The sequence below is a fragment of the Cellulomonas sp. EB106-03-03-XG116 genome, from assembly GCF_058792015.1.
This window is the reverse complement of sequence record NZ_JBYTEP010000040.1, coordinates 1-22,302: the sequence shown is the minus strand read 5'-3', so window position 1 is coordinate 22,302 and position 22,302 is coordinate 1. Positions and strand designations below refer to the sequence as shown.

25 protein-coding genes are annotated in these 22,302 nt (G+C 75.3%); 13 read left to right on the top strand and 12 right to left on the bottom strand.

The window, feature by feature from the left end; all coding sequences use genetic code 11:
• Positions 1–3 precede the first annotated feature (3 nt).
• The gene (gene abc-f / locus AC3WUG_RS14285) at positions 4–1,602 is read right to left on the bottom strand and encodes a ribosomal protection-like ABC-F family protein (RefSeq protein WP_492328283.1); all 1,599 of its coding nucleotides are present in this window, start codon (positions 1,600–1,602) and stop codon (positions 4–6) included.
• A gap of 321 nt (positions 1,603–1,923) precedes the next feature.
• Between abc-f and AC3WUG_RS14280 the strand changes: the two genes are divergently transcribed.
• From AC3WUG_RS14280 to ypfJ, 4 genes are read left to right on the top strand one after another with little or no spacing between them, the layout of a single operon-like run.
• The gene (locus AC3WUG_RS14280) at positions 1,924–2,598 is read left to right on the top strand and encodes a biotin transporter BioY (protein ID WP_492328282.1); all 675 of its coding nucleotides are present in this window, start codon (positions 1,924–1,926) and stop codon (positions 2,596–2,598) included.
• Positions 2,595–3,314, top strand: coding sequence for an energy-coupling factor ABC transporter ATP-binding protein (locus AC3WUG_RS14275; protein ID WP_492328281.1), 720 nt, complete (start codon positions 2,595–2,597; stop codon positions 3,312–3,314). Before AC3WUG_RS14280 ends, AC3WUG_RS14275 begins: the two co-directional genes overlap by 4 nt.
• Positions 3,311–3,913 carry a CbiQ family ECF transporter T component gene (locus AC3WUG_RS14270; RefSeq protein ID WP_492328280.1) on the top strand — a complete coding sequence of 201 codons (603 nt, stop codon included), beginning with the start codon at positions 3,311–3,313 and terminating at the stop codon, positions 3,911–3,913. Before AC3WUG_RS14275 ends, AC3WUG_RS14270 begins: the two co-directional genes overlap by 4 nt.
• A 53-nt stretch (positions 3,914–3,966) precedes the next feature.
• Positions 3,967–4,857 carry a KPN_02809 family neutral zinc metallopeptidase gene (gene ypfJ / locus AC3WUG_RS14265; RefSeq protein ID WP_492328279.1) on the top strand — a complete coding sequence of 297 codons (891 nt, stop codon included), beginning with the start codon at positions 3,967–3,969 and terminating at the stop codon, positions 4,855–4,857.
• A 61-nt stretch (positions 4,858–4,918) separates the two neighbouring features.
• Here the strand turns inward: ypfJ and AC3WUG_RS14260 are convergent, their stop codons facing one another.
• The 8 genes from AC3WUG_RS14260 to AC3WUG_RS14225 form a co-directional block, all read right to left on the bottom strand.
• Positions 4,919–5,275, bottom strand: a complete 357-nt coding sequence (locus AC3WUG_RS14260) for a metal-sulfur cluster assembly factor (protein ID WP_147793719.1) — start codon at positions 5,273–5,275, stop codon at positions 4,919–4,921.
• A complete protein-coding gene (gene sufU / locus AC3WUG_RS14255; RefSeq protein ID WP_492328278.1) occupies positions 5,272–5,772 on the bottom strand; it encodes a Fe-S cluster assembly sulfur transfer protein SufU in 501 nt (166 codons plus the stop codon). The genes AC3WUG_RS14260 and sufU overlap by 4 nt, the downstream gene beginning before the upstream one ends.
• Before the next feature lie 43 nt (positions 5,773–5,815).
• Positions 5,816–7,138 carry a SufS family cysteine desulfurase gene (locus tag AC3WUG_RS14250; RefSeq protein ID WP_492328277.1) on the bottom strand — a complete coding sequence of 441 codons (1,323 nt, stop codon included), beginning with the start codon at positions 7,136–7,138 and terminating at the stop codon, positions 5,816–5,818.
• 118 nt (positions 7,139–7,256) lie between these two features.
• A complete protein-coding gene (gene sufC / locus AC3WUG_RS14245) occupies positions 7,257–8,021 on the bottom strand; it encodes a Fe-S cluster assembly ATPase SufC (RefSeq protein ID WP_492328276.1) in 765 nt (254 codons plus the stop codon).
• Positions 8,022–8,041: 20 nt separating this feature from the next.
• On the bottom strand, positions 8,042–8,374 hold the full coding sequence (locus tag AC3WUG_RS14240) for a non-heme iron oxygenase ferredoxin subunit (protein WP_492328275.1): 333 nt from the start codon (positions 8,372–8,374) through the stop codon (positions 8,042–8,044).
• On the bottom strand, positions 8,371–9,714 hold the full coding sequence (sufD, locus tag AC3WUG_RS14235) for a Fe-S cluster assembly protein SufD (protein WP_492328274.1): 1,344 nt from the start codon (positions 9,712–9,714) through the stop codon (positions 8,371–8,373). Before sufD ends, AC3WUG_RS14240 begins: the two co-directional genes overlap by 4 nt.
• Complete coding sequence (sufB, locus tag AC3WUG_RS14230; protein WP_410053285.1) at positions 9,714–11,120, bottom strand: Fe-S cluster assembly protein SufB; 1,407 nt, start codon at positions 11,118–11,120, stop codon at positions 9,714–9,716. The genes sufD and sufB overlap by 1 nt, the downstream gene beginning before the upstream one ends.
• A 93-nt stretch (positions 11,121–11,213) precedes the next feature.
• On the bottom strand, positions 11,214–12,005 hold the full coding sequence (locus AC3WUG_RS14225; protein WP_492328273.1) for a helix-turn-helix transcriptional regulator: 792 nt from the start codon (positions 12,003–12,005) through the stop codon (positions 11,214–11,216).
• Between the two features lie 188 nt (positions 12,006–12,193).
• Between AC3WUG_RS14225 and AC3WUG_RS14220 the strand changes: the two genes are divergently transcribed.
• From AC3WUG_RS14220 to AC3WUG_RS14210, 3 genes are all read left to right on the top strand, one after another.
• Complete coding sequence (locus AC3WUG_RS14220) at positions 12,194–13,144, top strand: ABC transporter ATP-binding protein (protein WP_492328272.1); 951 nt, start codon at positions 12,194–12,196, stop codon at positions 13,142–13,144.
• A complete protein-coding gene (locus AC3WUG_RS14215) occupies positions 13,141–13,944 on the top strand; it encodes an ABC transporter permease (protein WP_492328271.1) in 804 nt (267 codons plus the stop codon). Before AC3WUG_RS14220 ends, AC3WUG_RS14215 begins: the two co-directional genes overlap by 4 nt.
• A gap of 84 nt (positions 13,945–14,028) precedes the next feature.
• Positions 14,029–14,964: a COX15/CtaA family protein gene (locus tag AC3WUG_RS14210; protein ID WP_492328270.1), complete on the top strand. Its 936-nt coding sequence runs from the start codon at positions 14,029–14,031 to the stop codon at positions 14,962–14,964.
• 15 nt (positions 14,965–14,979) lie between these two features.
• Here AC3WUG_RS14210 and AC3WUG_RS14205 read toward each other — a convergent pair whose 3' ends face one another.
• Positions 14,980–15,738 (bottom strand): DeoR/GlpR family DNA-binding transcription regulator, encoded by a 759-nt coding sequence (locus AC3WUG_RS14205; RefSeq protein WP_492328269.1) that lies wholly within the window; start codon positions 15,736–15,738, stop codon positions 14,980–14,982.
• A gap of 78 nt (positions 15,739–15,816) precedes the next feature.
• Here AC3WUG_RS14205 and AC3WUG_RS14200 point away from each other — a divergent pair, with 78 nt between their 5' ends.
• Positions 15,817–16,188 (top strand): DUF4406 domain-containing protein, encoded by a 372-nt coding sequence (locus AC3WUG_RS14200; RefSeq protein WP_492328268.1) that lies wholly within the window; start codon positions 15,817–15,819, stop codon positions 16,186–16,188.
• Positions 16,189–16,455: 267 nt separating this feature from the next.
• Positions 16,456–17,379: an EamA family transporter gene (locus tag AC3WUG_RS14195; protein ID WP_492328267.1), complete on the top strand. Its 924-nt coding sequence runs from the start codon at positions 16,456–16,458 to the stop codon at positions 17,377–17,379.
• Positions 17,380–17,494: 115 nt separating this feature from the next.
• Here the strand turns inward: AC3WUG_RS14195 and AC3WUG_RS14190 are convergent, their stop codons facing one another.
• Positions 17,495–18,517 carry a LysR family transcriptional regulator gene (locus tag AC3WUG_RS14190; RefSeq protein ID WP_492328266.1) on the bottom strand — a complete coding sequence of 341 codons (1,023 nt, stop codon included), beginning with the start codon at positions 18,515–18,517 and terminating at the stop codon, positions 17,495–17,497.
• A gap of 78 nt (positions 18,518–18,595) precedes the next feature.
• Here AC3WUG_RS14190 and AC3WUG_RS14185 point away from each other — a divergent pair, with 78 nt between their 5' ends.
• From AC3WUG_RS14185 to AC3WUG_RS14170, 4 genes are all read left to right on the top strand, one after another.
• On the top strand, positions 18,596–18,784 hold the full coding sequence (locus AC3WUG_RS14185) for a hypothetical protein (protein WP_492328265.1): 189 nt from the start codon (positions 18,596–18,598) through the stop codon (positions 18,782–18,784).
• 286 nt (positions 18,785–19,070) lie between these two features.
• Positions 19,071–19,310, top strand: coding sequence for a LuxR C-terminal-related transcriptional regulator (locus tag AC3WUG_RS14180; protein ID WP_492328264.1), 240 nt, complete (start codon positions 19,071–19,073; stop codon positions 19,308–19,310).
• Between the two features lie 95 nt (positions 19,311–19,405).
• Positions 19,406–20,380 (top strand): ATP-binding cassette domain-containing protein, encoded by a 975-nt coding sequence (locus tag AC3WUG_RS14175; RefSeq protein ID WP_492328263.1) that lies wholly within the window; start codon positions 19,406–19,408, stop codon positions 20,378–20,380.
• Positions 20,380–21,186 carry an ABC transporter permease gene (locus tag AC3WUG_RS14170; protein WP_492328262.1) on the top strand — a complete coding sequence of 269 codons (807 nt, stop codon included), beginning with the start codon at positions 20,380–20,382 and terminating at the stop codon, positions 21,184–21,186. The genes AC3WUG_RS14175 and AC3WUG_RS14170 overlap by 1 nt, the downstream gene beginning before the upstream one ends.
• A gap of 45 nt (positions 21,187–21,231) precedes the next feature.
• On the opposite strand, the gene AC3WUG_RS14165 is transcribed toward AC3WUG_RS14170, so the two are convergent.
• Positions 21,232–22,197: a GGDEF domain-containing protein gene (locus AC3WUG_RS14165; RefSeq protein WP_492328261.1), complete on the bottom strand. Its 966-nt coding sequence runs from the start codon at positions 22,195–22,197 to the stop codon at positions 21,232–21,234.
• Positions 22,198–22,302 lie beyond the last annotated feature (105 nt).

Genomic DNA, 22,302 nt, shown 5'->3' with positions numbered 1-22,302 from the left:
GCCTCAGGCCAGGGTGACCAGGTCCAGGTAGGACGGGTTCCACAGGTCCTCGTCGCCGTCCGGCAGCAGCACGACCCGCTCCGGGTTCAGGGCCTCGACCGCGCCCTCGTCGTGGCTCACCAGCACGACCGCGCCGGTGTACCCGCGCAGGGCCGCCAGGATCTCCTCGCGGCTGGCCGGGTCGAGGTTGTTGGTCGGCTCGTCGAGCAGCAGCACGTTCGCCGACGACACCACCAGCGCCGCGAGCGCCAGCCGGGTCTTCTCGCCGCCGGACAGCACCCTGGCGGGCTTGTCGGCGTCGTCGCCCGAGAACAGGAACGAGCCGAGCACCGACCGCACCTGGGTGTCGGTGAGGTCCGGCGCCGACGACCGCAGGTTCTCGACGACCGTGCGGTCCATGTCGAGCGTCTCGTGCTCCTGGGCGTAGTACCCGAGCTTGAGGCCGTGGCCCGGCCGCACCTCGCCGGTGTCCGACTCCTGCAGCCCGGCGAGCATCCGCAGCAGCGTGGTCTTGCCCGCGCCGTTCAGGCCGAGGACGACGACGCGCGAGCCCCGGTCGATCGCCAGGTCGACGCCCGCGAACACCTCCTGCGAGCCGTACGACTTCGACAGGTCGGACGCCGTCAGCGGCGTGCGCCCGCACGCGGCGGGCTCGGGGAACCGCAGCTTCGCGACCTTGTCGGACGCCCGGACCTCGTCGAGGCCGGAGAGCATCCGCTCGGCGCGGCGGGCCATGTTCTGCGCGGCGACCGCCTTGGTGGCCTTCGCGCGCATCTTGTCGGCCTGGGCCAGCAGCGCGCCGGCCTTCTTCTCGGCGTTGGCCCGCTCGCGGCGGCGGCGCTTCTCGTCCGTCTCGCGCTGCAGAACGTAGGCGTCCCAGCCGAGGTTGTACTGGTCGAGCTCGCCGCGGTTCGCGTCCAGGTGGAACACCTTGTTCACGGTGGCGCGCAGCAGCTCGACGTCGTGGCTGATGACGACGAAGCCGCCCGGGTACGTCTTGAGGTAGTCGCGCAGCCAGGCGATCGAGTCCGCGTCGAGGTGGTTCGTCGGCTCGTCGAGCAGCAGCGTGTCGTTGCCGGAGAACAGGATGCGCGCCAGCTCGACGCGGCGGCGCTGGCCGCCGGACAGGGTGCTGAGCGGCTGGCCGAGCACGCGGTCGTCCAGGCCCAGGTTCGCGGTGATCCGGTGCGCCTCGCTCTCGGCGGCGTACCCGCCGCCGGCGGTGAACCGGGCCTCGAGCTTCGGGTACCGCTCCATGGCGGCCTCGCGCACCGCGTCGTCGGTCGAGGCCATCAGGCCCTCGGTCTCGCGCATCTGCTCGATGATCCGGTCCAGGCCGCGCGCCGACAGCACCCGGGACATCGCGAGGTCGGACAGCTCGCCCGACCGCGGGTCCTGCGGGAGGTAGCCGATGTCGCCGCTGCGGGTGATCTGCCCGCCGGTCGGCTGCGTCTCGCCCGCCAGCGTCTTGGTCAGCGTGGTCTTGCCCGCGCCGTTGCGGCCGACGAGGCCGATCCGGTCGCCGGGCGCCACCCGGAAGGTCGCCTCGGACAGCAGCACGCGGGCACCCACGCGCAGCTCGACGCCCTGAACGGTGATCACTCGGTAGTCCCTGCTCCCTCTGGTCGTGCACGGCCGCGGTCGATGCCGCGCGCCCCGTCGTCGCGGGCCGGCACAAACGCCGCCCATCCTACGAGTCCCAGCGCCCCGGACCCGACCGGAATTCCGTGGGCTCGCCCACGCCGCGGCCCGGGTCGCCGGCACCGGGCTCGCGCGGGTGCCCCGCGGCTGCGGAACCCGACAGGCCCGCGCGGGCAGCGTTGGGGTTCCCCGCACGGACCGGCGGGGCCGCACCGCACTAGCGTGGCGTCCGGCGAGCGCGCCCCGCCGCTCCCCCCGCCGACCGCACCCCCGCGAGGTCCGATGTCCGAGCACCGCCCCGACGCCGTCCCCGCGGCCGACGCCGCCGTCGTCCCGTCGCCCGCCGTCGCGCACGTCGCGCCCGGTGCGTCCGCGACCGCCCCGGCCCCCGTGGCCCGCGCCTCGGTCGCCACCGACGTCGCGCTGGTCGCCACGTTCGCCGCCCTGGTCGCCGTGTGCGCGGTGCTGCCCGCCATCCCCACCGGTGGAGCCGTGCCGATCACCCTGCAGACCTTCGGCGTCGCGCTCACCGGCCTGGTCCTCGGGCCGCGGCGCGGCGCCCTCGCGGTGCTGCTCTACGTGGCCGTCGGCCTGGCGGGCGTCCCGGTGCTGTCCGGCGCGACCGGCGGGCTCGGCGTGCTGGCGTCGCCGTCGGCCGGCTACCTGCTCGCGTTCCCCGCGGCCGCGGCGATCGCCGGCGGGTTCGGGCTGCTGGCCCGCCGCGCGCCCGGCCGGTGGCGCGTCCCCGCGCTGTTCGGCGCGGCGACGGCCGGCTCGCTGCTGGTGATCCACCCGCTCGGCATCGCGGTCATGGGCTGGCGGCTCGGCCTCTCGGCGTCCGAGGCGGTCGCCGCCGGCGCCGTGTTCCTGCCCGGGGACCTGATCAAGAACGCGCTCGCCGCCGTGGTCGCCGCGGCCGCGCTGCGCGCCTTCCCGGACCTGCTGCGCGGCCGGTGATCGAGCTCGACGGCGCGGTCGTCACGGCATACGCCCCGGGCGAGGCGCGCCGCGGGGCCGAGCGGGTCGTCACCCTGCTGGGCCCGGTGACCGCGACGCTGACCGAGCGCCGGGTCGCGGTCGTCGGCGCGAACGGGTCGGGCAAGTCGACGCTCGCCCGGCTGCTGAACGGCCTGACGCTCCCGTCCGCCGGCTCCGTGCGGGTCGACGGCCTCGACACGGCCCGCGACGGCGCCGCGGTGCGCCGCCGGGTCGGCTTCCTGTTCACCGACCCGGACGCCCAGGTCGTGATGCCGACCCCCGTCGAGGACGTCGCGCTGTCCCTGCGCCGCCTCGGCGTCCCCGCCCGCGAGCGCGACGCCCGCGCCCGGGAGGCGCTGGGCCGCGTCGGCCTGGCGTCCCGCGCCGACCTGCCGGTCCGCGCACTGTCCGGCGGCCAGCGGCAGCTGCTCGCGCTGGCCGCGGTGCTCGCCACCGAGCCCGCGGTGCTGGTCTGCGACGAGCCCACCACCCTGCTCGACCTGCGCTGGCGGCGCGTCGTCGACGGCCTGCTCGCGGACCTCCCGCAGCAGGTGGTCCAGGTGACCCACGACCTGGACGCGGCGGCGCGGGCCGACCGGGTGCTGGTCGTCGACGGGGGCCGCGTGGTGCACGACGGCGCGCCCGGGGCCGCCCTCGACGCGTACCGCGCGCTGATGGCGGTCGAGCCCGCGTGACGCTGCTCGGCGCGCACCGCACCGCCCGCACCCCGCTCGACCGGGCGCCGGTCGGGGCGAAGCTCGTCGGCCTGGCGCTGCTCGGCGTGGCGGTCGTGGCCACCCGGGGCGTGCCGGCGGCGCTCGTGCTGCTGGGCCTCGCCCTCGGCGCGGCCGCCGTCGCGGCGCTCCCCCCGAGACCGACGCTGCGGGGGCTGCTGCCCGTGCTCGTCACGGCACTGCTGGCCGGCGCCTACCAGGCCTGGGCGCGCGGCTGGGGCCCGGCCGTCGAGGTGGTCGCCGACCTGCTCACCCTCGTGCTCGGCGCCGCGGTGGTCACCGCCACCACGCCCGCCGACCGGCTGCTCGACGCCCTCGCGCGCGCCGCCCGGCCGCTGCGCCGGGTCGGCGTCCCGCCCGACCTCGTCGCCCTCGCGGTCGCGCTGGTCCTGCGCTCGGTGCCCGAGATCGCCCGCACCGTGCACGAGGTCCGGGACGCCGCGCGCGCCCGCGGGGCCGAGCGCGACCCGCGGGTCTGGCTGACCCCGGCGGTGCTGCGGGTCGTCGGGCGGGCGCGCGACCTCGGCGAGGCGCTGGCCGCGCGCGGGATCGTGGACTGACCGTCCCCCCGCTCGCCGCGCGCCGCCCCGCGCCCCGGGCTACCGTCCCCGGCATGACGTTCCAGGACGGCGGCCGGTTCGAGGGTGGCCGCGTGCAGTCCCGCAGCGGCGGCCGTGGCCGCGGCATCGCGGTCGGCGGCGGCCTCGGCACGCTGGTGCTCGTGGTGGTCGTGACGCTGCTCGGCGGCAACCCGGCACAGCTGCTGTCCGGCGACGGCGGGACGGGCGCCGGCTCGCAGGAGCAGGTCGCCCAGGTCGGCGACTGCACCGCCGAGCAGGCCAACGCCGAGCGCGAGTGCCGGCTGTCGGCGACGGTCCAGGCGCTCGACGCGTACTGGCAGCGCACCCTGCCGGAGCTCGCCCAGGACCCGGACGTCGAGCCCGCCGTCGTGTCCTTCCAGGACGCCACCGACACCGGCTGCGGCAGCGCGTCGGCGTCGACGGGGCCGTTCTACTGCCCGCCGGACCGCACGATCTACCTCGACCTGTCGTTCTACGACCTGCTCGCCTCGCAGTACGGCGCGCAGGGCGGCCCGCTGGCCGAGATGTACGTCGTGGCGCACGAGTACGGGCACCACATCCAGCAGCTGACCGGGATCTTCGACAGCGCGGACCGGTCCGGGACCGGCGACGACTCGGACTCGGTCCGCGTCGAGCTCCAGGCCGACTGCTACGCGGGCCTCTGGGCCGGCGACGCGGCCACGACGGTCGACCCGGACACCGGCGTGACGTTCCTGGAGCCGATCACCGAGGCGCAGCTCGCCGACGCCCTGTCCGCCGCAGCGGCGGTCGGGGACGACCACATCCAGCAGCAGTCGGCGGGCGGCGTGAACCCGGACACCTGGACGCACGGCTCCAGCGAGCAGCGCCAGCGCTGGTTCATGACCGGCTACCGCGACGGCACGGTCCAGTCCTGCGACACGTTCGCGGCCGCCTCGCTCTGACCCCGGACGCACGGACGCCAGGACGGGATGACCCCGCCCCGGCGTCGTGTCGTCCTCGGGCTCAGATGTTGAAGCCCAGCGCCCGCATCATCGCGCGGCCGTCGTCGGTGATCTTCTCCGGGCCCCACGGCGGCATCCAGACCCAGTTGATCCGCACCGAGTCGACCAGCCCCTCGAGCGAGGTGCCCGCCTGGTCCTCGATGACGTCCGTCAGCGGGCACGCCGCCGAGGTGAGCGTCATGTCGATGACGACGTTCCGGCCCTGCTCGATCGCGATGCCGTAGACCAGGCCGAGGTCGACGACGTTGACGCCGAGCTCGGGGTCGATGACGTCGCGCAGCGCCTCCTCGACGTCGGCGGCGTTCACCGGCGCCGGCGCGGCGCCGTCCTGCTGCGGGGACACCGTGGTGTCGCTCATCGCCCCTCCTCGGGGTTCGTGGTCGTCACGGAGGCCTGCGCCACCGCGTCCTTCATGGCCGCCCAGCCGAGCAGGGCGCACTTGATGCGGGCCGGGTACCGCGCGACGCCGACGAACGCGACGGCGTCCTCCATCTCCTCGGCGAGCCCGTCGCCCTCGAACTTCTCGGGCAGCACGCCGCGGGAGTCCATGAGCTCGCGGAAGTCGTCGGACAGCGCGAGCGCGTGCTGCACCGACCCGCCGGCGACGGCCTGCGACATCACCGAGGCCGAGGCCTGCGAGATCGAGCAGCCCTGGCCGGTCCAGGTGAGCTCGCCGATGACCGGCGCGCCCGACGCGTCGGCGTCCAGGCGCACGCGCAGCGTCACCTCGTCCCCGCAGGTGGGGTTCACGTGGTGGACCTCGACGTCGTACGCCTCCTGCGCCCCGCGGTGGGCGGGGTGCTTGGCGTGGTCGAGGATCAGCTGCTGGTACAGCTGCTCCATGCCGGTGCTCATGCGGTGCGGCTCTCGCTCTCTCGGGTCTGTCGTCGTCCCAGTATCAGTCGCTCAGTCCGAAGAACGTCCGGACCCCCGCCAGTGCTTCCCGGAACACCGCGATCTCCTCGTCCGTCGTGTAGACGGCGGCCGACGCGCGCGCGGTCGCGGCGACTCCGAACCGGCGGTGCAGCGGCTGCGCGCAGTGGTGGCCCACCCGCACGGCCACGCCGCGGTCGTCGAGCACCTGGCCGACGTCGTGCGCGTGCACGCCGTCGACGACGAACGACACGGTCGCGAGCCGGTCCACGTTCGCGGTGGGGCCGATGACCCGCACGCCGGGGACCGAGGCCACCGCGTCGAGCAGCAGCCCGGCGAGGTGCCGCTCGTGCGCGGCGACCGCGTCCATGCCGAGCTCGGCCAGGTAGGTCGCGGCGGCGCCCATGCCGACGGCCTGCGACACCATCTGGGTGCCGGCCTCGAACCGGCGCGGCGGCGGGGCGTAGGTGGTCTGCTCCATCGTGACGACCTCGACCATCGACCCGCCGGTCGTGACGGGCGGCATGGCCTCGAGCAGCTCGCGGCGGCCGTACAGCGCGCCGACGCCGGTCGGGCCGAGCATCTTGTGCCCGGAGAACGCGGCGAAGTCGACGCCGAGCGCGGCCAGGTCGACGGGCAGGTGCGGCACGCTCTGGCAGGCGTCGAGCACCGTCAGGGCGCCGACCTCCCGGGCGCGGGCCACGAACGGCGCGACGTCGGTGACGGCGCCGGTCACGTTCGAGGCGTGCGTGAACGCGAGCACCTTGGTCCGGTCGGTCACGACCGTGCCGAGCTCGTCCGCCCGGATGCGGCCGTCGTCGTCGACGCCGAGCCAGCGCAGCGTGGCGCCCGTGCGCGCGGCCAGCTCCTGCCACGGCACGAGGTTGGCGTGGTGCTCGGCCTCGGTGACGACGATCTCGTCCCCGGGGGCCAGGGCGAACCGCTGCGCCGCCGCTCCCCCGCGCCCGAGCGTCGCGTTCGACATCGCGTAGGCGACGAGGTTGAGCCCCGCGGTGGCGTTGGACGTCCAGACGATCTCGTCGTCCTGCACGCCCACGAACGAGGCGACCTCGTGCCGGGCGGTCTCGAACGCCTCGGTGGCCTCCTCGGCGAGCTGGTGCGCGCCGCGGTGCACGGCGGCGTTCCGCTGCGTGTAGAAGTCCTGCTCCGCGTCGAGGACGACCTCGGGCTTCTGCGAGGTCGCGCCGGAGTCGAGGTAGACCAGCGGGCGCCCGTCGCGGACGGTCCGCTGCAGCAGGGGGAAGTCCGCGCGCACGGCGGCCAGCTCGGCGGCGTCCAGCGTCCGCCCCTGCCCGTCCTGCGGGGCCCGGTCCAGCGTGTCGGTCATCTCGGTGTCCTCGTCGTCGTGCGTCGTGGCCTGGCGCCCGGTCGCCCTCCGGGGTGCGGGGCCGGGGCGGCGGCGGTGCGGCCGCCGCCCCGGGGGCCTCGCGGGTGGTGCGAGACCGTCAGGCGGAGGCGCCCGAGGTCAGGAACCGGTCGTAGCCCTCGTTCTCGAGGCGCTCGGCGAGCTCGGGCCCGCCCTCCTCGGCGATCCGGCCGTCCACGAACACGTGCACGAAGTCCGGCTGGATGTACCGCAGGATGCGCGTGTAGTGCGTGATGAGCAGGACGCCCACGTCGGTCGACTCCTTGGCGCGGTTCACGCCCTCGGAGACGATGCGCAGCGCGTCGACGTCGAGGCCGGAGTCGGTCTCGTCGAGGATCGCGAACTGGGGCTTCAGGAGCTCCATCTGCAGGATCTCGTGGCGCTTCTTCTCGCCGCCGGAGAAGCCCTCGTTGACCGAGCGCTCGGCGAACGAGGAGTCCATGCGCAGGCGCTCCATGGCGCCGTCGACGTCCTTGATCCAGGTGCGGAGCGCGGGCGCCTCGCCGTCGATCGCGGTCTTGGCGGTGCGCAGGAAGTTCGACACCGAGACGCCGGGGACCTCGACCGGGTACTGCATGGCGAGGAACAGGCCGGCGCGGGCGCGCTCGTCGGCCGACATGGCGACGAGGTCCTCGCCGTCCAGCGTGACGGTGCCCGAGGTGATCGTGTACTTCGGGTGCCCGGCGAGCGAGTAGGCCAGCGTGGACTTGCCGGAGCCGTTCGGGCCCATGATGGCGTGCGTCTCGCCGCTGTTGATGGTCAGGTCGACGCCGCGGAGGATCGGCTTCGGACCCTCCTTCGTCTCGACGCTGACGTGCAGGTCGCGGATCTCCAGGGTGGGCATGCGGGTTCTCCTCGGAAGGCTCAGGCAGCGCCGTCGACGTCGACGAGCACGCGCTCGCCGTCGACGGTCAGGGGGTAGACGGGGACGGGGCGGACGGCCGGGGGCCCCAGCGGCTCGCCGGTGCGCAGGTCGAACCGCGACCCGTGCAGCCAGCACTCCACGGTGCAGCCCTCGACCTCGCCGTCGGACAGCGAGACCGCGCCGTGCGAGCAGATGTCGCTGATGGCGTGCAGCGCGCCGTCCTCGTCGCGGACGACCGCGACCTCGACCGGGCCCGACGGCCCCTCGAGCTCGACACGGAAGGTGCCGGCGTCGGGCACGTCGGAGGTCATGCACGCGAGCTGTGCGGTCATGCGGGCTCGTCCGCGGAGGCGACGGAGGCGGGCTCGTTCAGGATGGCGCGCTCGGCGTCGGTCTCGTCGGTGACGTCGGAGGCCAGGTCGCCGCCGGACACCGCCGCGGCACCCCGGAACTCCGTCATCGACTGCGCCAGCTCGGCCTCGATCGCGGTGATGAGCCGCTCCTCGACCTCGGGCACGCCGATCTGGTGGATCAGCTCGGCGAAGAAGCCGCGCACGACCAGGCGGCGGGCGTCCGTCTCCGGGATGCCGCGCGAGCGCAGGTAGAACAGCTGCTCGTCGTCGAACCGGCCGGTGGCGCTGGCGTGGCCCGCGCCCTCGATGAGGCCCGTCTCGATCTCGAGGTTCGGCACCGAGTCCGCGCGCGCGCCGTCCGTGAGGACCAGGTTGCGGTTGAGCTCGTAGGTGTCGGTGCCCTCGGCCTCCTTGCGGATCAGCACGTCGCCGACCCACACGGTGTGCGCGCCCTCGCCCTGCAGCGCGCCCTTGTAGGTCACGCGGGACTTGCAGCTCGGGACCGCGTGGTCGACGAACAGCCGCTGCTCCTGGTGCTGGCCCGCGTCGGCGAAGTACACGCCGAGCATCTCCACCGAGCCGCCCTCGCCCGCGAACTCCGCGTCCGGGGTGAGCCGGACGACGTCGCCGCCCAGGGTGACCACGATGTGCTTGACCGTGGCGTCGCGGCCGAGCTTCACGCGGTGCGCCGCGTTGTGCACGGCGCCCTCGGACCAGTCCTGCACGGAGACGACGGTCAGGTGCGCGCCGTCCTCCGCCACGACCTCGACGGTCTCGGTCAGGAGCGCGGACCCGACGTGGTCGATGACGACCGTCGCCTGCGACATCGGCTTGGCGTGCACGAGCAGGTGGCTGCCGGTCGGCTCCAGCTGGCCCTCGACGCCCTCGACGCGCACCGAGGTGACCGTCGACGCGACGGCCTCCTGCGGCACGGTCACGACGGTGGCCCGCGGGAACGACGCCCACGCGACGGCCGCGGCGCGGTCGCCCGGCTTGCCGGCGCGACCCAGGCGGGCGTCGTCGCGATCCACGATCTCGACCTCGACCTCGGGCGCGTTCACGACCGTGGTGAGGACGCCGTGGCCCGTGAGCCGGCCCGTCTCGGGGGCGAACAGGGGCGCGAGCCGGTCGACCGGCGAGAACCGCCACTCCTCCTCGCGCCCGGTCGGCACCGGGAAGTCCGCGACCTCGAACGAGGTGGCGCGGGCCGCGCGCGACGACTGCGGCACCTCGGCGACGCCGTGGCTGTGCGCCTCGTCGGCCGTCGCGCGGGAGTGGTCGGTGGAGAGACCGGGGGTCTCGGGTGTGGTGGTCGACATCAGCCGACGGCCCCTTCCATCTGCAGCTCGATCAGGCGGTTCAGCTCGAGGGCGTACTCCATGGGCAGCTCGCGCGCGATGGGCTCCACGAACCCGCGCACGATCATCGCCATGGCCTCGGTCTCGGTCATGCCGCGGGACATCAGGTAGAACAGCTGGTCCTCGGACACCCGGGAGACCGTGGCCTCGTGCCCCATCGACACGTCGTCCTCGCGGACGTCGACGTACGGGTAGGTGTCCGAGCGGGAGATCTGGTCGACCAGCAGCGCGTCGCAGAGCACGTTGGACGCCGAGTGCGACGCGCCCTCGAGCACCTGGACCAGGCCGCGGTACGAGGTCCGGCCGCCGCCGCGGGCCACCGACTTCGACACGATCGACGACGAGGTGTGCGGCGCGGCGTGCACCATCTTGCAGCCGGCGTCCTGGTGCTGGCCCTCGCCCGCGAAGGCGATGGACAGCGTCTCGCCGCGGGCGTGCTCGCCCAGCAGGTAGATCGCCGGGTACTTCATGGTGACCTTGGAGCCGATGTTGCCGTCGACCCACTCCATCGTCGCGCCCTCGGCCGCGGTCGCCCGCTTGGTCACGAGGTTGTAGACGTTGTTCGACCAGTTCTGGATCGTCGTGTACCGCACGCGGGCGTTCTTCTTCACGATGATCTCGACGACCGCGGAGTGCAGCGAGTCCGACTGGTAGATCGGCGCGGTGCAGCCCTCGACGTAGTGCACGTACGAGCCCTCGTCCGCGATGATCAGCGTCCGCTCGAACTGGCCCATGTTCTCGGTGTTGATCCGGAAGTAGGCCTGCAGCGGGATCTCGACGTGCACGCCCGGCGGCACGTAGACGAACGAGCCGCCCGACCACACGGCGGTGTTCAGCGACGCGAACTTGTTGTCGCCCGGGGGGATGACCGAGCCGAAGTACTGCTCGAACAGCTCCGGGTACTCGCGCAGGCCGGTGTCGGTGTCGACGAAGATGACGCCCTGCGCCTCCAGGTCCTCGCGGATCTGGTGGTAGACGACCTCGGACTCGTACTGCGCGGCGACGCCGGCGACCAGGCGCTGCTTCTCGGCCTCCGGGATGCCCAGGCGGTCGTAGGTGTTCTTGATGTCCTCCGGGAGCTCCTCCCAGGACGTCGCCTGCTTCTCCGTCGACCGGACGAAGTACTTGATGTTGTCGAAGTCGATGCCCGACAGGTCCGCGCCCCACCAGGGCATCGGCTTCTTGTCGAACAGGCGCAGCGCCTTCAGGCGGGTCTTCAGCATCCACTCGGGCTCGTTCTTGAGCGCCGAGATGTTGCGCACCACGTCCTCCGACAGGCCGCGCTGCGCCGTGGCGCCCGCGTCGTCGGCGTCGTGCCAGCCGTAGCCGTAGTTGCCGATCGAGGCGATGGCCTCGTCCTGGCTCATCGGCTCGGCCGCTACCGGGCGTCCGGGGTCCGTCGTCGTCATCTCATCGTCCTTCCGCGGGTGCACGGGGGTCGGGGGGCTCGGGTGGGTCGGTCAGTCCGTCGTCGTCGGCCGGCGGACCGGCACGATCGGGATGTTCGTGGTGCAGACGTGGCCGCCGCGGGCCAGCGTCGCGAGGCGCTGCACGTGCACGCCGAGCATGCGGGAGAAGGCGTGCGCCTCCGCCTCGCAGAGCTCGGGGAACTCGCGCGCGACGTCCTGCACCGGGCAGTGGCCCTGGCACAGCTGGATGGCGTGGCCGCCGGGCACGGGACGCGCGGTGGCCGCGAAGCCGTCGACCGCGAGGCCGTCGGCGAGCACCTGCGCCCGGCGGGCCGGGTCGTCGCCCGCCTCCGCCAGCGCGTCGGCGTGCCGGACCTCGAGGTCGCGGACCCGCTTCTCGGCGAAGCTGCGCACCGCGTCCGCGCCGCCGATCTCGGCGACGAACCGCAGCGCCTGCGACGCGAGCTCGGAGTACTGCTGGCTCAGCGCCGCCTGCCCGGCCGCGGTCACGACGTACCGCTTGGCGGGGCGGCCGCGGCGCGCGGGCCCGACGGCGCCGCCGTCGTGCACGCCGATCTGCTGCTCGCCCTCCAGCACCGCGAGGTGCCGGCGGACGGCCGCGGCGGTCAGGTCGAGCTCCGCGGCCAGCTCGGCGGCGGACACCGGGCCGTCGGCGGCGATCAGGTCGAGCACCCGGCGGCGGGTGCCCGCCTCGGCCTCGGACTCGGGCTCCGTGGGGCGGGGCGCCGTCGCGGCGGCGACGGAGCGGACCGTCGCGTCGGTGACCTCGGTCGCGCAGTCGGCCTCCGGCGCGGCGGCGGTCCCCGGCGTGCTGGCGCTCATGGCACACACCTCCGGTTCACTGCTGCGCGGCTGGTTCGCGGGGGCGGACCGCCGTGGCGGCGCCGGCCCCGCGGAGCCCCGACGAGGGCTCCCGATATCGGCAACATCCTTGTTGCCGAAATAAGTCCTGGCAAGCAAGGTCAGCCTCACCACACCGGGCGAGCGGCTGCGACCCCTACACTCGCGGGGTGCTCGGCCAGTCCTCCTCCCCGCCCGCCGTCGAGGTGCGCGGGCTCGTCAAGCGGTACGACGGCCGCGCCGTCGTCGACGGGCTCGACCTGCACGCGTCCCCCGGTCGGGTGACCGCGGTGCTCGGTCCGAACGGCGCGGGCAAGACCACCACCGTGGAGTGCTGCGAGGGGCTGCGCGCCCCGGACGCCGGCTCCGTGCGCGTCCTGGGCCTCGACCCGGTCGCGGACGCCGCCGCGCTGCGCCCCCGCGTGGGCGTCATGCTGCAGGACGCGGGGCTGCCCACCGGCGTGCCCGCGCTGGGCGTGCTGCGGCACGTCGCCGAGATGTACGCCCGGCCGCGGGACGTGGGCGAGCTCGCCGAGCGGCTCGGCCTCACCCCGTTCGCCCGGACGACGGTGCGCCGGCTCTCGGGCGGCCAGCGGCAGCGGCTCGCCCTCGCGACCGCGGTCGTCGGGCGGCCGGACGTCGTGTTCCTGGACGAGCCCTCGGCGGGCATGGACCCGCAGGCGCGGCGCGCCGTGTGGTCGCTGGTCGAGGAGCTGCGCGCGGACGGCGTCGCGGTCCTCCTGACGACGCACCTGATGGACGAGGCGGAGGCGCTGGCCGACGAGGTGGCCGTCGTCGACCACGGCCGGGTCATCGCCCACGGGTCTGTGCCGGCGCTGCTGGCCGGGGCCGACTCCTCGACGCTGACGTTCCGGGCCGAGCCGGGGCTGGACGTCGCCGCGCTGGGGGCCGCGCTGACCCCGGCGGGTGCCGCGGCGAGGGCCGCGGTCACCGAGACCGGCCCCGGCGCGTACGCCGTCGACTCCCCCGCCACCCCGGCGCTCGTCGCCGTGCTCGCCGCGTGGTGCGCCGACCGCGACGTGCTGCTCGCCCGGGTGGACGTCGGGCGCCGCACCCTCGAGGACGTGTTCCTCGACCTGACCGGACGGAACCTGCGATGACCGCGCCCGCTCCTGCCCCTGCGGGCGCCGCAGGCGCCGACCGCGCGGCCGACCGCGCCGCGCCCGCCGGTCGCCGGATCCGCGCCCAGGCCCGGTTCGAGACGATGGCCGTGCTGCGCAACGGCGAGCAGCTGCTCGTCACCCTGATCATCCCGGTGGTCGCGCTGATCGCCCTCGGGCGCGGGTCGTTCCTCGACATCGGGGTCGGCGACGCCGAGCGGATCGACGTCGTCACCCCCGGGATCCTCGGGCTGGCCGTGATGGCCGGCTCGCTCACCTCGCAGGCCATCGCCACGGCGTTCGACCGGCGCAACGGCGTGCTGCGGCTGCTGGCCACGACGCCGCTCGGGCGCGGGGGCCTGCTCGCGGGCAAGGCGCTCGCCGTGCTCGCGGTCGCGGCGCTCCAGGTGGTGGTCGTCGGCGTGGTCGGGCTCGCGCTCGGCTGGCGCCCCGAGCCGGCCGGCATCCCGGGCGCGGTGCTCGCGCTGCTGCTCGGCGTCGCGGCGTTCACCGCGCTCGCGCTGCTGCTCGCGGGGACGCTGCGCGCGGAGGCGGTGCTCGCGGTCGCGAACCTGCTGCTGGTGGTGCTGGCCGTCGTCGGCGGCCTGGTGCTGCCCGTGTCCGACCTGCCCGGGTGGTGGGCCTCCGTCGCGGAGTGGCTGCCGCCCGGCGCGCTGGGCGAGGCGCTGCGCGCGTCCCTCGTCGACGGGGCCTTCCCGGCCGCGCACCTCGCCGCGCTGGCGGTGTGGGCGCTCGCGCTGGCCGCGGCCGTGCGCCGCTGGTTCCGCTGGTCGTCCTGAGCCCGCCGCGGCACCCGGGTCGCGTGATCAAGACCTCGTGCACGGCGGCACGAGCGCGGGTCGGCGGACCGTAGGCTGGGCGCCGTGAGCCCCGATGTCGCCGCCGCCCCTCCGACCGCCCCGTCCGGCCTCGCCCGGTTCGGCGCGTGGGCGCAGGAGCGCCTGACCTACCCCGTCCTCGTGGCGAACCTGGTCGCGCAGATCGGCATCGTCGTCACGGGCGGCGCGGTGCGGCTCACCGGCTCCGGCCTCGGCTGCTCGACGTGGCCGCAGTGCGAGCCCGGGCAGTTCACCGCCGCGTTCCACCCCGAGACGACCTACCACCAGTACGTCGAGTTCGGGAACCGGACCCTGACCGGCGTGCTCGGCGTCATCGCCGTCGCCGTCGCGCTCCTGGTCTGGTTCGACCGCGACCGGTCCCGCTCCTACCGCTGGCTCGGGTTCGCCCCGCTGGCCGGCGTGGTGCTGCAGGCGCTCATCGGCGGCGTCGTCGTCCTGCTGCACCTGCACCCCGCGTGGGTCAGCCTGCACTTCATGGTGTCGATGGCGCTGGTCGCGGCCTCGACGCTGCTCGTGCACCGCAGCCGCGAGGGCGACGGGCCCCGGATCCCCGTCGTCGGGCCGTGGTCCCGGCGGCTCGCGCCGGTGCTCGGCGCGCTGCTCGTGCTCGTGCTGGCGCTCGGCGTCATCACCACGGGCGCCGGCCCGCACTCGGGCGACGAGGAGGTCGGCTACCGGATCGCCGTCGACCCGTACCTGATGGCCCGGGTGCACGCCGCGTCGGTGTGGCTGTTCACCGGGATGCTCGTCGTGCTGCTGTGGCTGAACCGCCGGGGGCCGCGCCTGCTGCGCCGCCGGGGCTGGGTCATGGTCGGGCTCGTCGCCCTGCAGGGCCTCATCGGGTACGTCCAGGTCGCCACCGACCTGCCGATCCTGCTCGTCATGCTGCACATGCTCGGCGCGGCGCTGCTCGCGGCGGGGGCCACGCGGTACCTGCTGACGTTCCGCACGCGGGCCTGACCGCCGGGGCGCGGGTCAGCCCGCCGCCACCAGCGGCACCCCTGCGTCCGCGAGCGCCCGCGCCGCCGGGTCGTCGGGGTCGACGTCCGTGACCACGCCGGCGACCTCGTCCAGCGGCAGCACGCGGAACGGCGACGCCGCGCCGATCTTCTCGGCGCTGGCCAGCACGTAGGTGTCCCCCGCGCGCCGGGCGAGCGCCCGCTTGGTCGCGGCCTCCTCGGCGTCGCCGGTGGTCAGCCCCGCCTCCGCGTGCACGCCCGTGACGCCGAGCAGGAACACGTCCGCCCAGACGCCCGCGGCCGCCTCGGCGAGCAGCGCGCCCGACGTGACCACCGAGTGCTTGAACAGCCGACCGCCGAGCACCAGCACCTCCACCGTCGGGTGCTCCGCGAGCGCCGCGGCGACCGTCGGGCTGTGCGTCACCACCGTCGCGCGCAGGTCCGGCGGCAGCGCCCGCGCGACCGCGAGCGCCGTGGTCCCGCCGTCGAGGATCGCGGTGCTCCCGGGCCGCACGAGCCCGGCCGCGCGCCGGGCGACCCGGTCCTTGTTCTCGACGGCGACCGTGCGCCGTCCCGCGTAGTCCGCCACCGCGGGCGACACCGGCAGCGCACCGCCGTAGACCCGCTGGCAGAGCCCCGCGGCGGCCATCTCCCGCAGGTCGCGCCGCACCGTGTCCTCGGACAGCCCGAGCCGCTCGGCGGCGTCCTTGGCGACGACGCGCCCCTCGGTGCGCAGCACGCGCAGCAGCTCGTCCCGTCGCTGTGCCGGCAGCATCGCGGCCTCCTCGGTGGTCGCCCGGTCTTTCTCGTTGGTGCCTAGTCTTGCACGGTTCTGCGCGTTATGGTCGGAGGCATGACCGCACAGCTGATTCTCATCGCCGGCCCCTACCAGTCCGGGACGGGCGGCGACCCCGCCGCCATGGCCGCCAACCTCCGCCGGCTCGAGGAGGCCGCCTGGCCGATCTTCGAGCGCGGGCACGTGCCCATGATCGGCGAGTGGGTGGCGCTCCCGGTGCTCGCGAGCATGGGCGCCGACGGCCCGACCGACCCCCGCGCCCAGGACGTGCTCTACCCGACCGCGGAGCGGCTGCTCGCCCACTGCGACGCCGTGCTCCGGCTGCCCGGGGAGTCGGCGGGCGCGGACAACGACGTCGCGATCGCGCGGCGGCGCGGGATCCCGGTGTACACGTCGGTCGACGAGATCCCGCGGGCGGCGGCGGGCTGAGGGCGGACGGGCGGGCTGGCGGGCGGCGGGCGGCACCGCGGGCACTCTGCCGCGCGCCCGGGTCGCCGCCCGCCATGCGGACGCCCCGGGGACCACGCACGACCAGGACGTACGCTCGCGCCATGGATCCGATGAGCAACCGGGGCTGCGCCCCGCGCCGGGGGCCCGGGGCCTGACCCCGGCACGCCCGACGCTCGCGTCGGCGTGCCGCGCAGGCACCCCGACCACCGCCCGCCGCACCGGCGGGCCGTCCCGCTGAGGACCCTCATGCTCTCGTTCCCCCTCGGCGCGCGCCCGCGCGCCCTCACCGCCGCCGCCTTCGTGCTGGTCGGCTCCGCGTCCGTGCAGATCTCGGCCGCGCTCGCGTCGTCCGCGTTCGGCTCGCTGGGCACGCTCGCCGTCTCCGGCTACCGCATGACGGCCGCCGCCCTCGTCCTGCTCCTGCTGACCCGGCCCGCGCTGCGCGGGCGCAGCCGCTCGGCGTGGGCCGGCATCGCGCTGTACGGCGTCGCGATGGCCGCCATGAACGTGCTGTTCTACGCCGCGCTCGACCGCATCCCGCTCGGCGTCGCCGTGACCCTGGAGTTCTGCGGGCCGCTCGCGGTCGCCGCCGTGGCGTCCGCGGGGCGCGCACGGCTGCTGCCGATCGTCGCGCTCGCCGGCGTGGTGCTCGTCGTCGGCACCCCGACCGGCGGGCTCGACCCGGTCGGCGTCGCGCTGGGCCTCGGCGCGGCCGCGGCGTTCGGCGGGTACACCGTGCTCGCGGGCCGCGTCGGCTCGGGGTCCGGCGGGCTCGGCGACCTCGCGCTGTCGGTCGCGGTCGGCGCCCTGCTGCTGTCGCCGTTCCAGGTCGCGCAGGCGCCGACGCTGGACGAGGGGCACGTCGCCCCGCTGGTGCTGTCCGGGCTGATCGGCGTCGCACTGGCGTTCTCGCTCGACTTCCAGGCCGCCCGGCTCGCGGGCACCCGTGTCGTCGGCACGCTGTTCGCGATCGACCCCGCGATGGCCGCGCTGGTGGGGGCGGTCGCGCTCGGCGACCGACTGCCGGTCGCGGCGCTGGGCGGGATCGCGCTGGTGGTGCTCGCGGGCGCGGGCGCGGTCTGGTCCGCGGGCCGCGGCGCCCCGGCGTCGGCGCAGGAGGAGGCCGCGGCGCCGGAGGCGGTCGAGCCCGCCCCGCTCCCGCTCGACTGACCGCCTCCCAGCGACCGCGGTCTCCGCGAGTGCACAGCCGACACGTCGAGTGCCTATCCGCGGGGTAGGCACTCGACGTGTCCGGTAGGCACTCGACGCCGGCGGAGCAGGCTGGTCAGGCGTCGGGGCCCGGGAGCGCGCCGGTGCGGGCGCGGGACAGGACGTGGTCGAGGAACAGGCGTGCCGCGGGCGGAAGGGCGTCTTCCGCGAACGTGCTGAGGCCCACGTCCCGGGTGGCGCCCTCGTCGAGGACGCGCAGGTGCCGCACGGGCCCCGTGTCGGCGGCCGACTCGTCTCCGACGTCACCACCCGCGCCGCCGCCCGCGCCGTCCGCGCCGCCGACCCGCCCGCTCCCACCGCCCGCGCCACGCCCGGCCCCACCACCCGCGGCGCCGGGCGCCGCCGGGGAGCCCGCCGGCAGCAGCGCCACCCCGAGCCCCGCTGCGACGAACCCGTGCAGCGTGGGCACGTCCTCGCCCTCGAACGCCGGCGTCGGCCGGAACCCCGCCGCCTGGCACAGCCGCTCGGTCTGCCGCCGCAGCGTCGACGGCGGCCGGAGCAGCAGGAAGGGCTCCCCCGCGGCGTCCGCCAGCCGCACCGCCTCCCGCTCGGCGAGCCGGTGCCCGGCCGGCACTGCGAGCCGCAGCGGCTCGGTGAGCAGCACCCGGTGGTGCACCGCGGGGCCCGAGGGCGGCACGGTGGAGATGAGCAGGTCGACGCGCCCGGAGTCGAGCAGCGCGTCGGCCAGGTGGTCGGGCGTCTGGGTGAGCTCGAACCGGACGCGCGGGTGCTGCCGGCGGAACGTCCGGACCAGCTCGGGCACCAACCACGAGCCGAGGGTCGTCTGGAACCCGAGTGTCACGGTGCCCGTGTCCGGCTGCACCGCCGCGTCGACGGCGGCCAGGCCGTCGTCGAGCTGGTGCAGGACGCCGTCGAGGTGGCGCTTGAACACCGCGCCGGCGTGCGTCATGCGCAGGTGCCGGCCCGACCGCCGCAGCAGCGGGGCGCCGACCTCGCGCTCCAGGCGGGCCAGCGCCCGGGAGACACCGGGCTGGCTGACCTGCTCCACGTCCGCGACCTCGGTCACGGTCGCGCCGTCAGCCACCTGCTGGAACCACCGCATCGCCTGCACGTCCACGTCGCATGACGCTAGCGCATGGATCCATGACGTTGGTGTCATTGGACGCATGGGCCCCACGTCACGAGACTGGGTGCCATGTCGTCGACCTCCACCCGCACCCCGTTCGCGACCACCCTGCGCCGCGCGTTCGCGCCGTACGCGGCGACCACCGCGGTCGAGATCCGCACCGCGGGCTGGACCCGCGGCGTACGCGTGACGCACCAGGCCCCGACCGCGCCCGCCGCCCGGGCCGGGCGCACGCAGGACGTCCCCGCCACCGCCTGAGCCCAGGCCCGCACACCGCCGCGTCGCTCACCCGCCGCCCCTGCCGCCCACCTGCGGGCGTCGGGGGCGTTGCTCCATCCGGGTGGACCTGCCACGTCGGCCGGAATCGGCTTGCCGGCGGTGTGACCTGCACCGGGACCGCCGGGAGGGGCGACCCCGACTCCGGCGCGATGGGTGATTGAGGATTCATCTACCCATCCGGATCGCCCTCCGCGCCGAACGAACGGGTGAGCGCCCGCCGCGCACCGCCGGCGAGCGCGACCCGCCCAGTCGCACCGGAGCCCCCATGACCACCCTCGCAGCCACCCGCCGAGCCGTGACCGACCTGTTCGGCGAGCCCCTGAGCCCCCGCGAGCGCATCGTCCTCGCCGAGCTCGCCGAGGACGTGACCCTCGAGGACATCGCCCGCAAGCTGTTCGTCTCGCGGAACACCGTGAAGACCCAGGTGCGGTCGATCTACCGCAAGATCGGCGCCTCGACGCGCGCCGAGGCGGCCGCGTGGGCCGAGGCGGCCGGCCTGCGCTGAGGTGACGACGCTCTGACCTGCGTCCGCACCCCCGCGCGCGAGGTCGCTCGGCAAACCTCTTCAAGTGTGTCGTAGGTCACATCTACGCTCGCCCCATGGAACAGGCGATCGAGGCCCGCGGGCTCGTCAAGCGCTACAAGGGCGTCACCGCCCTGGACGGCGTCGACCTCACGGTGCCGTCCGGCACCGTGCTCGGTCTGCTCGGCCCCAACGGGGCGGGCAAGACCACCATCGTCCGGGTCCTGTCCACGCTGCTGCGCCCCGACGAGGGCACCGCGCGGGTCACGGGCGTCGACGTGCTCGCCCGCCCGGGCGAGGTCCGGCGGCGCATCGGGCTGTCCGGCCAGTACGCGGCGGTGGACGAGTACCTGTCCGGCTACGAGAACCTCGAGATGATCGGGCGGCTGTACCACCTCGGCAAGCGGCGGTCCCGCGACCGGGCGCGGGAGCTGCTCGCGTCGTTCCGTCTCGAGGACGCCGCCGACAGGCCGGCCAAGACCTACTCCGGCGGCATGCGGCGCCGGCTCGACCTGGCGGGCGCGCTCGTGGCCGACCCGCCGGTGATCTTCCTGGACGAGCCCACCACCGGCCTCGACCCACGGGGCCGGACCGAGATGTGGGACGTGATCCAGACGCTGGTCGCCGGCGGCACCACGCTGCTGCTGACCACGCAGTACCTGGAGGAGGCCGACGTCCTCGCCGACGAGATCGTCGTCATCGACCACGGCCGGATCATCGCCCAGGGCACCGCGGACCAGCTCAAGCGGCAGGTCGGCGGCGAGCGCCTGGAGCTGACCGTCGCGGACGTCGCGCTGCTCGCCGGCGTCGAGGAGGCGCTCGCCCCGCTCGGCGTCGGGCGGCCCACCGTGGACGACGGCCGCCGGTCGTTCGTCATGCCGGTGTCCGGCGGCCCCGAGGTGCTGAGCGAGGCGCTGCGGCGGCTCGACGAGCGCCAGGTCCGGCTGGAGGACGTCGGCCTGCGCCGTCCCACCCTGGACGACGTGTTCCTCGCCCTGACCGGCAAGACCGCGGAGCAGGACGGCGACCCCGACCCGAAGGCAGGTGCGTGATGCCGGTGCCACCCGTGATCGCGGACGCCTCCGTGGTCGCCAAGCGGAACATCATCAAGATCAAGCGGGTGCCCGACCTGCTGGTCTTCACCACGCTGTCCCCCATCATGTTCGTCCTGCTGTTCTCCTACGTGTTCGGCGGGGCGATCGACCAGGAGGGCGGCGGGCAGGCCTACCGGGAGTTCCTCATCGCGGGGATCTTCGCCCAGACCGTGATCTTCGGCGCGACCGTCACCGGGGCGGCCCTCGCGGAGGACCTCAAGAAGGGCATCCTCGACCGGTTCCGGTCGCTGCCCATGGCGCCGTCGGCGGTGCTCACCGGTCGCACGTTCTCCGACGTGGTGAACAACGTCATCGTGCTGATCGTGATGGGCCTGACCGGGCTGGTCGTCGGCTGGCGGATCCGGTCGTCCGTGCTCGACGCCCTGGCGGGGTTCGGCCTGCTGCTGGTGTTCGCCTACGCGATCAGCTGGATCATGGCCTGGATCGGGATGCTCGTCCCGAGCCCCGAGGTGGTGAACAACGCCTCGTTCATCGTGATCTTCCCGCTGACGTTCGTCGCGAACACCTTCGTCCCGCTCGACACCCTGCCGGCGCCGCTCCAGACGTTCGCCGAGTGGAACCCGGTGTCGGCGGTGACCCAGGCAGCGCGCGAGCTGTTCGGCAACATCCCGCCCGGGGTTCCCGAGCCGACCGCGTGGCCGCTGCAGCACCCCGAGGTGTACACGCTCATCTGGTCGGCGCTGTTCCTGGTGGTGTTCGTGCCGCTCGCCAACGCGCAGTACCGGGTGTCGACCAGCCGCTGACCGCGCCCCGGCGCCGGACCGACCCGGCGTCCGACCGACCCGGCGTCAGACCGACCCGCCGACCCGCCGCCCCTTGCGCGCGTACAGCGCGTCGTCGGCACGGGCCAGCGCGTCCCGCACCGGCTCGTCGCCGTCGGCCTGCGCCACGCCGTGGCTCCAGGTGGGGTCGCCCGCCGCGAGGCGCTGTCCGGCCGCGGCCACCCAGTCCTCCGCGCCCGCCGCGTCCCGGCCGGCGAGCACCACCGCGAACTCGTCGCCGCCGACCCGCCCGATCAGGTCCCCGTCGCCGAGCCCGGCCCGCCACCCGGCGACGAGCCGCACCAGCACCTCGTCGCCGGCGGCGTGCCCGAGGGTGTCGTTCACGACCTTGAAGTCGTCGACGTCGAGGCAGACGACGGTGGCGGGCCGGCCCCGGCGCGCGGCGTCGTGCAGGACGAGGGCGGCGCGCTCGTCGAACGCGGCGCGCGTGAGGGCGCCTGTCAGGTCGTCGGTGGTGGCGAGCAGCCGCAGCCGCTGCAGCAGGTACGTCACCAGGCCGCTCATCACGACGGTGGTGAGGGCGAGCACCAGCCAGGTCGTCAGCGCGAACGGCACCGGCGAGGCGAGCATCGCCAGGCCGAGCACGACGACCACCAGCCCGAGCACCCGGCGCACCGTGCGCGGCTCCCCGAGCAGCGCGGCGGCCTGCCCGGCGACGACCAGGCCGAGGCTCGTCGTGACGACGCCCGCGAGGGTCTGGCAGCTGGCGACCAGCACCCCGCCGATCCCGACGGCGGCGACCAGCGCGGCGAGCGGGGCCCGCGGCCGGTCGCGGAGCAGCAGCAGCGCGCCGGCCAGCAGCGCCAGCGCCGCCGAGCCGCCGTACCAGACGCCGACCAGCGCCATGCGCGAGGGCGGCCACACCGCGCTGACCAGGCAGAGGACCGCGCAGAGCAGCAGCGCGCCGGCGGTGTGCGACGCCGCGAGGAACAGGCGTGCGCCGTCTCTCGGGGGGCGGGTCCGCGCGCGCACGGCCACCCCATCGGCCGCGGGCGGGATCACCTGACCGGTGGGCGGCCGGACCACCCGTCCGGGCGAACGGGCGCGGCGCCGGGCAGGCGGGTTCGCCCCGCCGCC

Coding starts and splice junctions, on each gene's coding strand:
- AC3WUG_RS14280 (WP_492328282.1), top strand. CDS start 1,924: ATGTCCGAGCACCGCCCCGACGCCGTCCCCGCGGCCGACGCCGCCGTC.
- ypfJ (WP_492328279.1), top strand. CDS start 3,967: ATGACGTTCCAGGACGGCGGCCGGTTCGAGGGTGGCCGCGTGCAGTCC.
- AC3WUG_RS14260 (WP_147793719.1), bottom strand. CDS start 5,275: ATGAGCGACACCACGGTGTCCCCGCAGCAGGACGGCGCCGCGCCGGCG.
- sufU (WP_492328278.1), bottom strand. CDS start 5,772: ATGAGCACCGGCATGGAGCAGCTGTACCAGCAGCTGATCCTCGACCAC.
- AC3WUG_RS14250 (WP_492328277.1), bottom strand. CDS start 7,138: ATGACCGACACGCTGGACCGGGCCCCGCAGGACGGGCAGGGGCGGACG.
- sufC (WP_492328276.1), bottom strand. CDS start 8,021: ATGCCCACCCTGGAGATCCGCGACCTGCACGTCAGCGTCGAGACGAAG.
- AC3WUG_RS14240 (WP_492328275.1), bottom strand. CDS start 8,374: ATGACCGCACAGCTCGCGTGCATGACCTCCGACGTGCCCGACGCCGGC.
- sufD (WP_492328274.1), bottom strand. CDS start 9,714: ATGTCGACCACCACACCCGAGACCCCCGGTCTCTCCACCGACCACTCC.
- sufB (WP_410053285.1), bottom strand. CDS start 11,120: ATGAGCCAGGACGAGGCCATCGCCTCGATCGGCAACTACGGCTACGGC.
- AC3WUG_RS14225 (WP_492328273.1), bottom strand. CDS start 12,005: ATGAGCGCCAGCACGCCGGGGACCGCCGCCGCGCCGGAGGCCGACTGC.
- AC3WUG_RS14215 (WP_492328271.1), top strand. CDS start 13,141: ATGACCGCGCCCGCTCCTGCCCCTGCGGGCGCCGCAGGCGCCGACCGC.
- AC3WUG_RS14205 (WP_492328269.1), bottom strand. CDS start 15,738: ATGCTGCCGGCACAGCGACGGGACGAGCTGCTGCGCGTGCTGCGCACC.
- AC3WUG_RS14200 (WP_492328268.1), top strand. CDS start 15,817: ATGACCGCACAGCTGATTCTCATCGCCGGCCCCTACCAGTCCGGGACG.
- AC3WUG_RS14195 (WP_492328267.1), top strand. CDS start 16,456: ATGCTCTCGTTCCCCCTCGGCGCGCGCCCGCGCGCCCTCACCGCCGCC.
- AC3WUG_RS14185 (WP_492328265.1), top strand. CDS start 18,596: ATGTCGTCGACCTCCACCCGCACCCCGTTCGCGACCACCCTGCGCCGC.
- AC3WUG_RS14180 (WP_492328264.1), top strand. CDS start 19,071: ATGACCACCCTCGCAGCCACCCGCCGAGCCGTGACCGACCTGTTCGGC.
- AC3WUG_RS14175 (WP_492328263.1), top strand. CDS start 19,406: ATGGAACAGGCGATCGAGGCCCGCGGGCTCGTCAAGCGCTACAAGGGC.
- AC3WUG_RS14170 (WP_492328262.1), top strand. CDS start 20,380: ATGCCGGTGCCACCCGTGATCGCGGACGCCTCCGTGGTCGCCAAGCGG.